Here is a 13,990-nt window from a genome sequence, read left to right on the forward strand (position 1 = left end):
GGGCACAACCCGTGTCGCGGTCTGGTTGAAAAGAGCGCTGCGGCACGCGAGGGCGCTGGGCGTGCCTTCACTCCCGAAGCCGGAGATGGCTGGAGCCCGTCCCGCGCACAGGGTGTGTGCGCAGAGCTGGCCATGGATGGCCGGCGCCCGGCCGCTGGGAGCAGGATGCGGAGACGGCCGGCGGAGCACACCCCCTGTGCGCGGGACGGGCCGCGCGCACTGGAACGAAGCGAAGGTGGCCGCTCGACCGCGTCAGCCCGTGGCTTCGGGCCTGTCCGCCATCAGGTCCGTCGGCGCGTCCACTTCGCCCTTGGACACGATCGCCGCGATCCCGAGGTCGCCGGTCACGTTGACCGTGGTCCGGCACATGTCGAGGAAGTGGTTCACGCCCAGGATCAGGCCGATGCCTTCCGGCGGCACCCCGACCATGGCGCAGATCAGCGCCACCACCGGCAGCGAGCCCGAGGGCACCCCGGCGGTGCCGATGCCGCCCAGGATGCAGACCAGCATCACCATGAACTGCTGGCCCCAGGTCAGGTCCACGCCGAAGAACTGGGCGAGGAAGATCACCGTCACGCCCTCGAACAGCGCGGTGCCGTTCTGGTTGGCGGTGGCGCCGATGGTGAGCACGAAGCGCGAGACCTTGGTCGGCAGGTGCAGGTCGCGGTCGGCGACCTTGAGCGCGGTGGGCAGCGTGGCGTTGCTGGACGCGGTGGAGAAGGCCATCAGCATCGCCTCCTGCACCCCCTTGAAGAACTTCAGCGGCGAATAGCCGCCGACGAACTTCAGCGCCAGCGAATAGGTCACCAGCATGTGCAGCGCGAGCGCGCCCACCACCACCAGCACGAAGGCGCCCAGGCGCAGCAGCAGGTCCCAGCCGAACAGCACGGCCAGGTTGAACATGAAGCAGAACACCGCCGCCGGCGCCAGGCGGATGATCAGGCCGATGAGGGTCATCGAGATCTCGAAGATGCCCTCGATGCCGCGGCGCAGCGTCCGGATCGGCGCGGTGTCCGGGCTCATCACGATGCCGACGCCGAACATCAGCGCGAAGAACATGAGCGCCAGGATGTTGGCGTTGTTGGCGGCGGCGCCGATCACGTTCTGCGGCACGATGTCGAGCAGCATCTGCACGCCGGTGGGCTGCGCGCCGCTGTCGCGGACGATCGCCGCGGTGCGCTCGGCGCTGTCGGCCAGCAGCTGCTGCGCGAGCGCCGGATCGACGCCGACGCCCGGCTTGAACACGTTGACCATCACCAGCCCGAGCAGCACCGCGATGCCCGACAGCACCACGGTCGCGATCAGCGTGCGCCAGCCGATGCGCCCGAGCGACTTCACGTCGCCCATCTCCGACACGCCGACCACCAGCGCCGAGAACAGCAGCGGCACGATCATCATGAAGATCAGGCTGAGGAACAGGGTCGAGAACGGCTGCGTGACGTACTCGGTCAGGGCCTGCACCCAGCCGGTGTCGCGACCGATGCCGTAGTGCACGAACAGGCCCAGCACGAGGCCCGCGACGAAGCCGATGGCGATCTTCCAGTGCAGCGGCATGCGCGGCCTGGCGGGCGCGGTCGGCTCGGTCATGCGGTCTTCCCCGGAACGGTGTGGACGGCGGAGCTTAGCAAAGCCGCGCAGCCGCCCTCGGCGGCCGCCTTCAGCGGCCGCTTCACCGGGGATAGTGCGGTGGGAGCAGCGCGTCCCCGCCCTCGTCGGCGTCGATCCAGTCCGCGCCGCGCGCGAACGCGGCACGGACGGTCGCGCGCGCCTGGGCCGCGCCGTCCCCGTCCTGGCCCCAGCGCGCGCGCTGCAGCTGGTCGATGGCTTCGCGCTGCGGGCCCGGGACGAGGCGCATCGACAGCGCGTCGAGGTCGGCGGCCGGCGGCGAGGCGAGCGCGCACAGGGCGACGGAGACCTCGCCCAGGTCGCCGGTGTCCAGCGACTTGCGCAGCGCCGCACCGTGACCGCGGGCCCTGGGCACAGCCTTCGCACCCGCGATTCCGTCGTCCAGGGCGGCCCCCGCCGCAGCCTGGCCGCGCTGGCGCCACTGCAGGCCCCAGGCCAGGGTGAGCAGCCACAGCAGCGCGAACACCACCGTCGCCAGCGCCCAGCGGTGCACGGGTCCCTGCACGCCCGGCAGCCGGACCCAGGGGCCGCTGTCGTCCGCCGCCTGCGTACCGATGCCGCGCGCGGCACCGGTCCCGACGGTGCCGCGGGTCCCGCCCGCACCGACCGCGCCGGCGGCGGGCGCCACGTCGACCTCGAGCGCGGGCAGCGTCGCCTCGCGCGCGCGGTTCGCGCCGACGTCCCACCAGCCCATGGCCGGCGCCTCGATCCGCAGCGGGCCGTCACGCGCGGGCAGCACCGAGTAACGGCGCACCATGCGCACGCGCGGGCGCCCGTCCTCGATCGTCTCGTCGTGCTGGGCCGGCTCCGGGAAGACCTGCGCGCCGGCATCGGCCGCCAGCATCGGCATCTCCAGCTGCGCCGCCGTGGCGCCGTCGGCGACCAGCTCCAGTTCGACGGTGAACGCGTCGCCGGCACGTGCGGCGTCGGGCGCCTGCAGCCAGCGCAGCTGCAAGCCGTGCAGCGGCAGCCAGGGACGCGGCGCGGCGGGCGGCACCGGCCTCACCTCGAGTGCGATCGCCGGGCCATCGGCGGACAGGGCGCGCTGCCCGTCGCCGAAGAGGTCATCCAGCCAGCCGCCGACGCCGCGCCCGCGGAAGGTGGCGGCCGGCAGCTCGATCCTGCCGCTGCGCTCGGGGATCAGCAGGTAGCGGCGTTCGACGACCTGGAAGCGGCGGCCGCCGACCTCGCGCGTGTACTGCAGGTCGCTGCCGGCGCGCTGGAGCCCGAGGCCATCGACCGCGGGCTGGTCGAGCTGTCCCGACAACAGCTGCACCGAGTAGTAGAGCCGCAGTCGTAGGCCGACCGCTTGCTGCACGTAGGGCGACGGATCGTCGACCTCGGCCTCGATGAAGGCGGGACCGCGCGCGGGCGGCCGCGCGACGCTGGCGGGTGCCACCGTCAGCGTGAGCGGGGCCGTGCGCTCGCCGCCGACCGCGAGCGCGGGCACGGTAAGCACGCCTCCACGCAGCGGCTGAAGCGCCACCGCGTGCAGCGTGCGCGAAACCGACTGGCCGTTGCGAAGTTCGAAGGACTGTCGGCTGCTGCGCTGTTCGATGCGGAAATCGCCCGCCAGCGGTCCGTAGTCGGGACGGCCGCCGGTATCGACCTCGATGTTGAGCGTGACCGTCTCGCCGAGCTCGATGCGGTCGCGGTCGAGCCAGGCGCGGACCTCGGCCGAAGCCAGCGCGGGCGCCAGGGCCAGCACCAGTGCAAGCAGCACCCTGGCGAAGCCCAGGCGGGAATGGGACGGGTTCGACATGGGTCAGCGCTCTCCGGCGCGGCGGCGCAGATGTTCGTTGCGGAAGCGCGCACGCAGCAGCGCGCCGGGATCGTCAGGCACGCGACGCAGCCAGGCGGCGTTGGCCTCCTCGCGCTCGCGGGCGGCAGTGGTTTCGCTCTGGCCGGCGAGCTGGCGCGGGTCATCGTCAGCCGTGCCCGAGCCATCCGGATCGCCGGCGTCGATCGCGCGCTGCATGGCTTCGCGCTGGGCCTCGTCGGCGGCCTGCTGGCGCGCCCGGGCGTCGGCCTCCGAAGCTGGATCCGGTGGCGGCGGGGTTTCGCCGCCATCGGTCGGTCGCGGCGGAGGCTGCGGGCCGGGTTCGTCGCCACGCGGCTCCTTGCCCGGGTCCTGGTCGGGCGGTGCCTGCCCGTCGTCACCGCGCTTGCCTTCGTCCTGGCCGGCGCCGCGCCCGTCCCCGCCGGCATCCGGCGGACGCTCGCCGCCCCCGCCAGCGCCCGGCGGCGGCTCTCGCTGCATCGCGGCTTCCACGGCGGCGCGATTGGCCGCGGCGTCGGGCATCCCCGGTGACTGCCGCAGCGCGTCGTCGTACGCGGCAATGGCCTCCTCGTAGCGGCCGGCGCGTGCCAGCGCATTGCCGCGGTTGTAGGCGGCGTCGGCGCCCGGAAGCCCGGCGAACCCGCGGGCGGCGGCAGCGAAATCGCCCCGGCGATAGGCCGCCTCGGCCTCGACGCTGCGCGCGTGCGCGGCCTGGTCGGCGCGTCGCCACGCGGTGGCGGTGGGGGCAGTGGCGGTGGGGGCAGTGGCGGTACGGGCGGTGGCGACGGGCGCGGTGGTTGCGGCTGCGGTCGGGGGTACGGTGGCGGCCGCGTTGGCTGCGGGCGTGGCTGCGGACGTGGAAGCGAGCGACGACGGGGCCACCGGAAGCAGCATGCAGACCGCGAGGACGGCCAGCACGCCGCCGCGCCGGAACACGGCCAGCAGCAGCACCATGGCCGCCGGCAACAGCCAGTAGCCGCCGTCCTCGCGCACCCGGGCGCTGCCTGCCACGCCCACAACGTCTTCCCTCCCCGCGCCGGCACCCGGGCCGGCAAGCACTTCGCCGACCGACGCGCTCCAGTCATGGACTCGTCCACCGCCGGCTGCCGCGAGCGCCTCCAGCGATCCGCGGTCCAGCACGCTGCGGTGGATCCCGCCGTCGCGGCCGCGATAGCCGGCGCCCTCCGCCGTGCCCATCGCCAGCGCCGAGACGCGATGGCCCGAGCCCGCGGCGCGGGCGGCGGCGCGGACCGCGGCCGTATCGGCGCCGGGCGCCAGCAGCAGGATCTCGCCTTGGGCATGGCCGGCACCCACCAGCAGCTCGACGGCCAGGTCGATGGCGCGTCCGGGGCGCGCGCCGTCGACGGGCATGATGTCGGGTGCCAGGGCGTCGAGGAACACGGACACGTTGGCGGCGTCATCGGTCATTGGCGAGACCACGTGGGCGTCGTCGGCATAGACCACGAGCGCCACGTCGCCGGTGTGTGCGCGCAGGATCGCGTCCAGGCGGGCGCGGGCCTGGGCCAGGCGGGACGGCTGCAGGTCGTTGGCCAGGGTGGCGCCGGACAGGTCCAGCGCCAGCACAAGTGCGCCGCCGCCTGCCTGCAACGGCTGCGGCACCGAGCGCCAGCTCGGCCCGGCGAGCGCCAGGATCGCGAGCCCGAGGCCGGCCAGCACCACGGTTCCGGCCCAGGCGCCCCGCCCCGCTCCGCGGCCCGGAACCAGCAGATGCGGCAGCAGGTGCGGGTCCACCGCTGCGCGCCACACGCTGCGCTGTCGCGCGCGGCGCCGCCATTGCCACGCAAGCAGGGGCAGCAGCAGGAGGGCCAGCAACCACGCCGGGCGCAGGAATCCGAGCTCACCGAACGGAAGCGTCATGGCCGCGGCCTGCGCAAGGACCAGGCCGCGGCGAACATTCCGCAGGCCAGCGCCAGCGCCAGTGGCCAGTGGTAGCGCTCCAGGCGAGGCCGCACCGCTTCGCCACGCGCTTCCACCGGTTCGATGCGGTCGATCTCGCCGTAGATGCCGGCCAGGGCGTCGGTATCCCGGGCGCGGAAGCTGCGGCCTCCGGTCATCCTCGCGATCTGCGCCAGCGTGTCCTCGTCGATCTCGCTGCCACCCGAAGGCAGTCGGAACCCGAACACGGACAGCGCCTCGCCTTCCCCGCCAAAGGCAATGGTGTGGATGCGCACGCCTTCGTCCCGGGCGATCGCGGCCGCCTTCACCGGATCGAGTGCGCCCGCGGTATTGACGCCGTCGGTGAGCAGCACGAGAACGCGCTCGCCGCTGCGCTGCGCCTGCAGCCGCTTCACGCCGAGGCCGATCGCATCGCCGATGGCCGTCTCGCGACCCGCCAGCGCGACCTCGGTTGCAAGCAGCTGCTCGCGCACGGTGGCCAGGTCGGCCGTGGCCGGCGCCAGCACATAGGCCCCGCGACCGAACACCAGCAGGCCGACGCGGTCCCCTTCGCGGCGGCCGAGGAAGTCCGCGATCACCGCCTTGGCGGCGGTCAGCCGGTCCACCACCTCGTTGCCCACCAGCATGTCGCGTTCGCCCATGCTGGCCGAGAGGTCGACGGCAAGCATCAGTTCGCGGGCCACCTGCGGCGGCTGCACCACCTCTCCCCACGCCATCGGTCTCGCCGCGGCGAGGCAGAGCAGCGCCCAGCCGAGCCAGGCCAGCCAGGGCATGCCCCGGGTGCGCGGTGCCATCGACCGCCCCTCCACGATCTTCGCCAGGCGCGTGGCGGACCACGGGACGCGCAGCGCAGGACCGGCGCCGCCGCGCACCGGCGGCAGGAGCGCGCGCAGCAGCCAGGGCAGCGGCAGGCCGGCCAGCATCCACGGCCATGCGAAGCCCGCGAACGCGCCGAATGCCGGAAACGTGCCCATCAGCGGCGATCCATCCATTCGACGAAACGCGCGCGTGCGGCCAGGCGCAGGTCGGCCACGGCGCCGGGATCGGGCTGCGGGCGGTAGGCGCCGTCGAGCAACAGTTCTCCGCGGACACCGTCGAAGCGCGGGGGGTCCTGCCCCTGGTCGAGGAACGCCAGCCAGGCGTCCCCCTCCAGGCGGTCGCCGTCGGGTTCGCGCCGGCGGGCGGCGCGGCGCAGCAGGGAGGAGATCGCCGCGACGGTTCCCGCGGGATCCGCGGCCGCGGTCTCGGCGTCGAAGAAGGCCATGAGCTTCCGGCGACGCTGCAGCCGGTGCAGGCGCCACGCGACCAGTCCGGCGACAAGCAGCAGCAGCGCGGCCGCCAGCCACCACCAGCCGGGAGCCGGCGGCCACCAGGGCGGCGCGGAGGACAGGTGGATATCGCGCAGCACCAGCCCGTCGTCCATCAGCGGCGCCCCGCTCCGGCAGCCGCCAGCCAGGCATCGCTCGGGGCGTCGCAGGACAGCGCGACCGCGCGCACGCCCCGCGCGGCCAGCGCGCCGGTGATGGACGCGACCTGCGCGGGGAATTCGTGCTGCCAGCGCCGCCGCTGGTCGGGGTCGGCCAGGTCGAGCTCGACGCGGCGTGGCTCCTGGCCCCCGGATGCTTCGGCCGCGAAGCCCAGCAGGTCGTCCGGAGGGTGCATCTCCAGCGGATCGGTCAACAGGACCACGACGACCTCGTGGTGGGCGGCCAGCGCCGGCCAGCGCTGGTCCGGAATCGCGGCAACGCTCGCCGGATCGGCCAGGACGAGGAGACGGGAGCCGGGGCGCAGCAGGCGCCGGGCATGGTCGAGCGACACCTCAAGGCCCGCATCGTCGGCCGCAGGCCGTGTATACCAGCGGACCAGCGCATCGAGCACGCGCAACGCGCCGCGCGCGCCCGACGCGGCCGCCACCGGGGGCTCGCTGCGGCTGCCACGCAGCGCCGCGATCCGGTCACCGTCGGCGACCGCACGCCAGGCCGCGATCGCGCCCGCACGCGCCGCCTGCACCGACTTGAAGCGCACCCGCGTGCCGAAATAGAGCGCCGGGGACGTGTCGGCAACCAGCAGCGTGAGGCGTTCGCGCTCGGCCTGGAACAGTTTGGTGTGGGGCCTGCCGGTCCGCGCCGTGACCCGCCAGTCGATGTGGCGCGCGTCGTCGCCGATCGCGTAGCCGCGCGACTCGGCGTATTCCATGCCGCGGCCGCGCAGGGTCGACGCGGCCTGCGCGCGCAGTCCCGAGGTCCCGCGACGTGCCGGTCCACGCGCGTGCGCGAGGCTGCGCAGGGCGATGAGCTCGTTGAGCGACGGGGCGATGCCCGACTCGGCTGCCGGGCTGGCATCGGGACCTGCATGGCGATGCACCGCACCTCCGGCAGGGCTGGGCGCCGCGATGCTGGCGCGGGCTCTCCAGCCAGCCTCCTGTGGTGCGGCGACCCGGCCGGTCACGGCAGCGGCACCCGCGACAGCAGCGCCTCCACCAGACGCTCGCCGTCCCAGCCTTCGGCCGTGGCTTCGTAGCTGGGCAACACGCGATGGCGCAGCACATCCGGCGCCATCGCGCGGACGTCGTCGGGGGTGACGAAATCCCGTCCCGCGAGCCAGGCGTGTGCCCGCGCGCAGCGTTCCAGCGCGATCGAGCCGCGCGGGCTCGCGCCCCAGGCGATCCGGCGTCCCAGTGCTTCGTCGTAGCGCCCCGCGTCGCGCGACGCCAGCACGATCTCGACGAGGTAGCGCTCCACGGCCGGTGCCATGTGCAGCGCAAGCACCGCCGAGCGCGCGGCCATCACGTCGGCCTGGGACACCCGCTCGGCCGGCACCGACGGTGCCTCCAGCGCCGCGATGGCGCGTTCGCGCGCCAGGCGCAGGATGGCCGTCTCCGCCTCGGCTTCCGGATAACCGATGCGGACATGCATCAGGAAGCGGTCGAGCTGGGCTTCGGGCAGCGGGAAGGTTCCCTCCTGCTCGATCGGATTCTGCGTCGCCATCACCAGGAACAGGGCCGGCAGCGCATAGGTCTGCCGACCGACCGTGACCTGCCGCTCGCCCATGGCCTCCAGCAGCGCCGACTGGACCTTGGCCGGCGCGCGGTTGATCTCGTCGGCCAGCAGGAGCGAATGGAAGACCGGACCGGGAAGAAACTCGAAGCGCCCATCCTGCGGCCGCCAGACCTCGGTCCCGGTCAGGTCGGCCGGGAGCAGGTCGGGAGTGAACTGCAGGCGCGCGAAGTCGGCTTCGACGCGTGCGGCCAGGGCGCGGATCGCGCTGGTCTTGGCCAGGCCGGGCGCCCCTTCGACCAGCAGGTGCCCATCGGCCAGCAGCGCCACCAGCAGGCGCTCGACAAGGGCCGACTGGCCGATGATCTCGGTGGCCAGCGCGTCGCGCAGGCCGGTGAAGAGGCCATGCAGCCTGGCGCCTTCGTCGGAAGAGATGTCCATGGAGTGCCGGATGGCGGCGCGGACTGCGCCGGGGCCAGTTTGACCTGATCGCCCGACATTGGTTCAACCGCAGGTCCCGGAACGACGACGGGGCCCGAAGGCCCCGTCGTGGATCTACCGTGCGAGCGGATCAGTAGCTGCGAGGCGCCACGCGCAGGACACGCGGGGTGACGAAGATCAGCAGCTCGGCCTTGGCTTTGGAGCGGCTTTTGGTCTTGAACAGATTGCCGAGGATCGGCAAGTCGCCAAGGAACGGTACCTTGGACACCGAGTTGCGATCCTCGAACTCGTACACGCCGCCGATCACCACCGTCTGGCCGTCTTCGATGAGCACCGCTGTCGTGACTTCGCGCTTGGCCAGGTTGGGGACGGAACCATAACCGGTGATCGTCGTGTAGTCCTGGATCTCGTCCTTCTTGACCGCGAGGTTGAGGAAGACGCGACCATCCGCCGTGATGGTCGGAGTTACCTTCAGCTCGAGCAACGCTTCCTTGAATTGAACGGTAGGAACGCTGTTGCTCTGGCCGCCAGTGACCGTCATATACCCAACCTCGCGACCTTGGCGAATGATCGCTTCACGCTGGTTGCTCGTGACGACGCGCGGATTGGAAACCACTTCACCGCGCTGCTCTTGCTGCAGAGCCTGCAGTTCGAGGTCCCAGTCGATGGTGTTGCCCAGGATGGTGAACGCGATCGAGGCAGGGTTCAGGTCATTGATATTGAAGTCATTGTTGAGCCCCTGATCGTACGGCCCCCATGTGGGCGTCGTATTTGGATCGTTGATCGCGGCGATCGACGAATTTATAAGCTGATTGTTGGAGTCAAGCGATCCGGACGTAACCAAACGATCCTTTACGCCACGAATTCCGAAGCGCGCACCAAGGTCCCGGGCAAAGGACTCATTCGCGATCACGATGCGCGACTCGATCACGACCTGATCAACCGGCTTGTCGAGGGTCGCGACCAGTCGCTTAATTTCCTCCACGCGCTGCGGGATATCGATGACCAGCAGGGTATTGGTACGACGGTCATGGCTCAGGCTGCCCCGGGCGGAGAGGAATCCGCGGCTCTGCGCACCCTGCCCCCCGCCACCACCTTGGCTGCTCTTGCTTTCGTCGGTCAGCAACTTGGAAATGTCCTCGGCGCTGCCGTACGAGATCGGGATGTACTCGGTGATCATCTCCGCACTCTCTTCGAGCGCGATACGTGCATTCGCGATGTCCTGCTCGAACTTCGCGATCTCGGTCTGCGGGGCCACCCAGACCACATTGCCGCTGCGGCGCTTGTCCAGCTGTTTGGCCTGCAGCACGATGTCCAGCGCCTGGTCCCACGGTACGTTGATCAGGCGCAGGGTGACGTTGCCGGTGACGCTGTCGCTGGCGACGATGTTCAGGTCCGACAGCTCGGCGATGAGCTGCAGCACGGTGCGCACCGGCACGTCCTGGAAGTTGAACGTCACCGGGCGGCCGCGGTAGGCGCGCGTGTCGCCCTGGGCGGCCGCCTGGACCGCGGTCTGGCCGGTGGCCGCGACCGTGTTGGCCGCGGCGGCACCGACCGCGCGCGACGGCGCGGCGGCACGCGGCACGATCTCGACGATGTAGTCGCGACCGGTCTGGTAGGCGAGCGGCTCGAACGCGCCCTGGGTGCTCAGCACGATCTGCGTGCCCTTGCTGCCCTGGTTCGCGTCGATGCGCTGCACCGGCGTTGCGAAGTCGGTCACGTTGAGCGGCTTCTGCAGCGCTGCAGGCAGCGAGGCGTTGCCGACGTTGACGATGACGGTGCCGCCCTCGGTGCGGAGGTCGGGCGCGGCGCCCTCTCCGTCGAAGCGCAGCACCAGCTTGCCGGCGCCGCCATCGCCGCGCTTGAAGTCGATGGCGGCCACGGCCACCTCGGCCGGGACCTGCTTGGCCGGATCGGCCGCGACCGTGGCGGCCTGGGCAAAGCTGGCCACCGGCACGCCCGGTGCCGGCGCGGCACTGACCGGGCCGAGGGCGGCGAGCAGGCCGACGAAGAGTCCGCAGGTGCCTGCCCGAAGGGGCAGCGCCCGCTGGGTCGACGAACGGCGTTGCGCGTTGGTGAAGGTCATCTGGCTTCCCCTAATCAATTGTCTTCGAGCGCAATCGAGGCCGGCCTTTCCAGCCAGCCACCCGCGCCATCGGGCACGAGTTCGACGAGTTCGATACGGTCTTCCGAAACGCTGGTGACGCGGCCGTCGTTCTGGCCCATGTACACGCCGGGGCCGACCCGGTAGGTGACCTTGTCCGGCGCCATTACCAGCGCCGTGAGGCTGCTGCCCCCGCCCAGCGACCCGACCATGTCGAGGCTGTCGAGCGGGAACTGCTCAAGCGTCTGCTTGCGCCGGTTCGAGTCCGGACGTGGGCCGCTGCCGCCGCCTTCGTTGCTGAAGGCGGCACTGAACGGATCGCGCATGCCCTGGGCGGCGTATTCGAAGGTCTCGAACTGCTGCATCACCGGAAGCGGATCGAGCGGCGGTGCGGGGCGGGCGCGCACGTTGGCGACCCACTCCTCGAGGTTCGGCGCCCCTGCCGGCTCGCTGGTGATGCCGCGTCCACAGCCCGCGAGGGCGGCGACGGCGGCCAGGCAGGCGATGCCGCGAAGCGCATTGGATGTCATGCCCATGTCAGCGGCTCCCCCCGGCGGCAGCGGCGGTCGCCGCAGCTTCCTGCGCGGCCGCTTCGTCCTCGTCGAGATAGCGATAGGTCTTCACCGTGCCGGCCAGCTCGAGCGGGGAGTCCGGACGGATGCCGGCACGCGGATCCTTGTCGCCGCCCCGCGGCCTCAGCTGGATGTCGTGCATGGTCATGATCACCACGCGCGGCAGCGAGGCGACGCCGCTGACGAAGGCACCGAACTGGTGGTAGCTCCCCACCATCCGCAGCGCGATCGGCTTCTCGGCGTAGAACTCCTTGGGCGTCTCCGGGCCGGGCTGGAACAGCTCGTTCTGGATGCCGGTCGCCAGCGCCGTCTGCGAGATGTCGACGATGAGGTCGGGCATCTCCGTGCGGCTGGGCAGCTGCCGCAGCATCTGCTGGAGCTGCTGCTCCATCTGCGCGAGCTGCAGCTTGAGCGGCTCGAGGTTGGCGGCGCGGCCCTGCTTGGTCTCGAACTCCGCGCGCAGGTCGGATTCGGTCCGCTCCAGGCCCTTGAGCTGCTCGCCCTTGTCGCGGGTCAGCACCCACCACAGCAGGCCGAAGATGAGCAGGCCCACCAGGATGCAGAAGCCGATCCGGTACTCGCGCGGCCAGGAACCGATGTTGTTGAAGTCCAGCTCCTTGAGCGACATCTTGCGCTTGCTCACGAGGCGGCTCCTTCTTCGGCAACGGGCGCTGTTTCAACCGGTGCGGGCTCGGCCGCGGGGGCATCGGTCGCGGGCGCTGCCTCCGGGACGCCGGTCGCGTCCGCGGCGCCGGCGGCCTGCGCGGCGGGTGCCGCGTCGACCGGCGGGACCGCATCCGGGATCCCGTCGCCGTCCTCGTCCTTCGGCGCGTTCGGGTTGGCCAGCTGCACCGCAAGGGTGAAGGCGTAGGGCAGCCCGGCAACGCCATCACGCGCCTCGATGATCGAGAGGTCGGGCTTGGTCATCCAGCCGGAACCCTCGAGGTTGCGCATGTAGGTGCTGACGCGGGCGTTCGACTGCGAGCGGCCCTCCAGCGTCAGCGCCTCGCCAACCTGCTTGATCGAGGTCAGTACCACGCCATCGGGAATGGTGCGCACCAGCGAATCGAACAGGTGGACCATCTGCGAGCGGTTGGCCTGCAGCTGCTCGATGACTTCCTTGCGCGCCAGCAGGCGTGCCTTCTGGCGATCGAGTTCGTCGATTTCGGTGATGCTCGCCTCGACCTGCCTGATCTGGTCCTGCAGGTAGGCGTTGCGCGTGTTCTGCCCATCGATCTGCGCGTTGTAGTAGCTGTTGACCAGGAACCACAGCAGCAGGCCGGCCAGCGCGGCGAAGCCCAGCATGACGCCGAATTCCTTCTGGCGCTGCTTGCGGCGCTCGGCGCGCCACGGGAGGAGGTTGATGCGGGCCATCAGTCGAAGCTCCTCAGGGCCAGTCCGCAGGCGATCATGAGGGCCGGCGCGTCCTGTGCCAGCGCATGCGCCTGCACGCGCGAACCGAGCGTCATCTGCGCAAGCGGATTGGCGATGACGGTCTGCACGCCCAGCTGCTCCTCGACCATCTCGGAGATGCCGGCGATGGACGCGCAGCCCCCGGCCAGGACCACCTGGTCGACGCGGTTGAACTCGCTGCCGGCATAGAAGAACTGCAGCAGGCGGCTGATCTGCTGGACCAGCGCCTCCTTGAAGGGCTCCAGCACCTCGATCTCGTAGCTCTCGGGCAGTCCGCCCTGGCGCTTGGCCAGGCCGGCTTCCTCGTAGGAGAGCCCGTAGCGGCGCATCACCTCGTCGGTGAGCTGCTTGCCGCCGAAGACCTGCTCGCGGGTGTACAGGCTGCGACCGTTGCGCAGGATGCTGAGCGTGGTCATCGTCGCGCCGACGTCGACCAGGGCCACGATGCCGTCGCGCGGCACGTTGAGCGTGTCGGCGAGGAGCGCGAACGCGTTCTCGATCGCGAAGGCCTCGACGTCCATCACGCGGGCGGTGAGGCCGCCAAGCTCCAGCGCGGACGCGCGCATCTCGACGCTCTCCGAGCGCGAGGCCGCGAGCATCACCTGCACCATTTCCGGGTTGCCCGGCATCGCCCCGACCACCTCGAAGTCGAGGTTCACTTCCTCGATCGGGTACGGGATGTAGTTGACGGCCTCGAGCTCGACCTGCGATTCCATCTCGTCCTCGTCGAGGTCGGACGGCATCGGGATGAGCTTGATGATGACCGCCGAGCCCGCGACCGCCGCCGCGGCATGCTTCGCCCGGCTGCCCGAGCGCGACATCGCGCGGCGGATGGCTTCGCCTACGGCCTCGACCTCGACGATGCTCTTCTCGACGACGGCATTCGGCGGCAGCGGCTCGACCGCGTAGTGCTCGACCTTGTAGCGGTCGCCCGACCGGGACAGCTGCAACAGCTTTACAGCTGTCGAACTGATATCGACCCCGACGAGCGGTGCCTGGCTTTTTGTGATCAGCCCCACGCTTTTCTCCCCATGTCACGGGCGCTTACGTGCGCTTCGTGCCCCGACGCATTAGATAACGGAGTTTTTACCGGATGGCAACAAGCGGCACACGAAATCGTGCCGCACTGCGCGCTTGGTCA

11 protein-coding genes and 1 pseudogene are annotated in these 13,990 nt (G+C 71.3%); all 12 read right to left on the reverse strand.

Going from position 1 to position 13,990, the window contains the following annotated elements; all coding sequences use genetic code 11:
* Positions 1 to 252: 252 nt before the first annotated feature.
* The 12 genes and pseudogenes from JG616_RS13335 to JG616_RS13390 all read right to left on the reverse strand — a co-directional run bounded on the left by JG616_RS13335 (position 253) and on the right by JG616_RS13390 (position 13,868).
* A complete protein-coding gene (locus tag JG616_RS13335) occupies positions 253 to 1,587 on the reverse strand; it encodes a dicarboxylate/amino acid:cation symporter (RefSeq protein ID WP_199360014.1) in 1,335 nt (444 codons plus the stop codon).
* Positions 1,588 to 1,669: 82 nt separating this feature from the next.
* Positions 1,670 to 3,388 (reverse strand): BatD family protein, encoded by a 1,719-nt coding sequence (locus tag JG616_RS13340; RefSeq protein WP_199392883.1) that lies wholly within the window; start codon positions 3,386 to 3,388, stop codon positions 1,670 to 1,672.
* Positions 3,389 to 3,391: 3 nt separating this feature from the next.
* Positions 3,392 to 5,284 carry a VWA domain-containing protein gene (locus tag JG616_RS13745; protein ID WP_199360012.1) on the reverse strand — a complete coding sequence of 631 codons (1,893 nt, stop codon included), beginning with the start codon at positions 5,282 to 5,284 and terminating at the stop codon, positions 3,392 to 3,394.
* A pseudogene (locus JG616_RS13350) lies at positions 5,281 to 6,296 on the reverse strand (VWA domain-containing protein); the annotation flags it as partial. The pseudogene JG616_RS13350 and the gene JG616_RS13745, both read right to left, overlap by 4 nt.
* Positions 6,297 to 6,746: a DUF4381 family protein gene (locus JG616_RS13355; protein WP_199360010.1), complete on the reverse strand. Its 450-nt coding sequence runs from the start codon at positions 6,744 to 6,746 to the stop codon at positions 6,297 to 6,299.
* Positions 6,746 to 7,687 carry a DUF58 domain-containing protein gene (locus JG616_RS13360; protein ID WP_234446509.1) on the reverse strand — a complete coding sequence of 314 codons (942 nt, stop codon included), beginning with the start codon at positions 7,685 to 7,687 and terminating at the stop codon, positions 6,746 to 6,748. Before JG616_RS13360 ends, JG616_RS13355 begins: the two co-directional genes overlap by 1 nt.
* Positions 7,688 to 7,767: 80 nt before the next feature.
* Positions 7,768 to 8,760, reverse strand: a complete 993-nt coding sequence (locus JG616_RS13365; protein ID WP_199392884.1) for a MoxR family ATPase — start codon at positions 8,758 to 8,760, stop codon at positions 7,768 to 7,770.
* 130 nt (positions 8,761 to 8,890) lie between these two features.
* Positions 8,891 to 10,846 (reverse strand): type IV pilus secretin PilQ, encoded by a 1,956-nt coding sequence (gene pilQ, locus JG616_RS13370; protein WP_199392885.1) that lies wholly within the window; start codon positions 10,844 to 10,846, stop codon positions 8,891 to 8,893.
* Positions 10,847 to 10,860: 14 nt separating this feature from the next.
* Complete coding sequence (locus tag JG616_RS13375) at positions 10,861 to 11,394, reverse strand: pilus assembly protein PilP (RefSeq protein WP_199360007.1); 534 nt, start codon at positions 11,392 to 11,394, stop codon at positions 10,861 to 10,863.
* 7 nt (positions 11,395 to 11,401) lie between these two features.
* Positions 11,402 to 12,079, reverse strand: coding sequence for a type 4a pilus biogenesis protein PilO (pilO, locus tag JG616_RS13380; protein WP_199360006.1), 678 nt, complete (start codon positions 12,077 to 12,079; stop codon positions 11,402 to 11,404).
* On the reverse strand, positions 12,076 to 12,810 hold the full coding sequence (locus JG616_RS13385; protein ID WP_199392886.1) for a PilN domain-containing protein: 735 nt from the start codon (positions 12,808 to 12,810) through the stop codon (positions 12,076 to 12,078). The genes pilO and JG616_RS13385 overlap by 4 nt, the downstream gene beginning before the upstream one ends.
* Positions 12,810 to 13,868, reverse strand: a complete 1,059-nt coding sequence (locus tag JG616_RS13390; RefSeq protein WP_199360004.1) for a pilus assembly protein PilM — start codon at positions 13,866 to 13,868, stop codon at positions 12,810 to 12,812. Before JG616_RS13390 ends, JG616_RS13385 begins: the two co-directional genes overlap by 1 nt.
* Positions 13,869 to 13,990: the final 122 nt, after the last annotated feature.

It is taken from the genome of Luteimonas sp. MC1895 (genome assembly GCF_016457215.1).
In the GTDB taxonomy this organism is placed as follows: Bacteria; Pseudomonadota; Gammaproteobacteria; order Xanthomonadales; family Xanthomonadaceae; genus Luteimonas.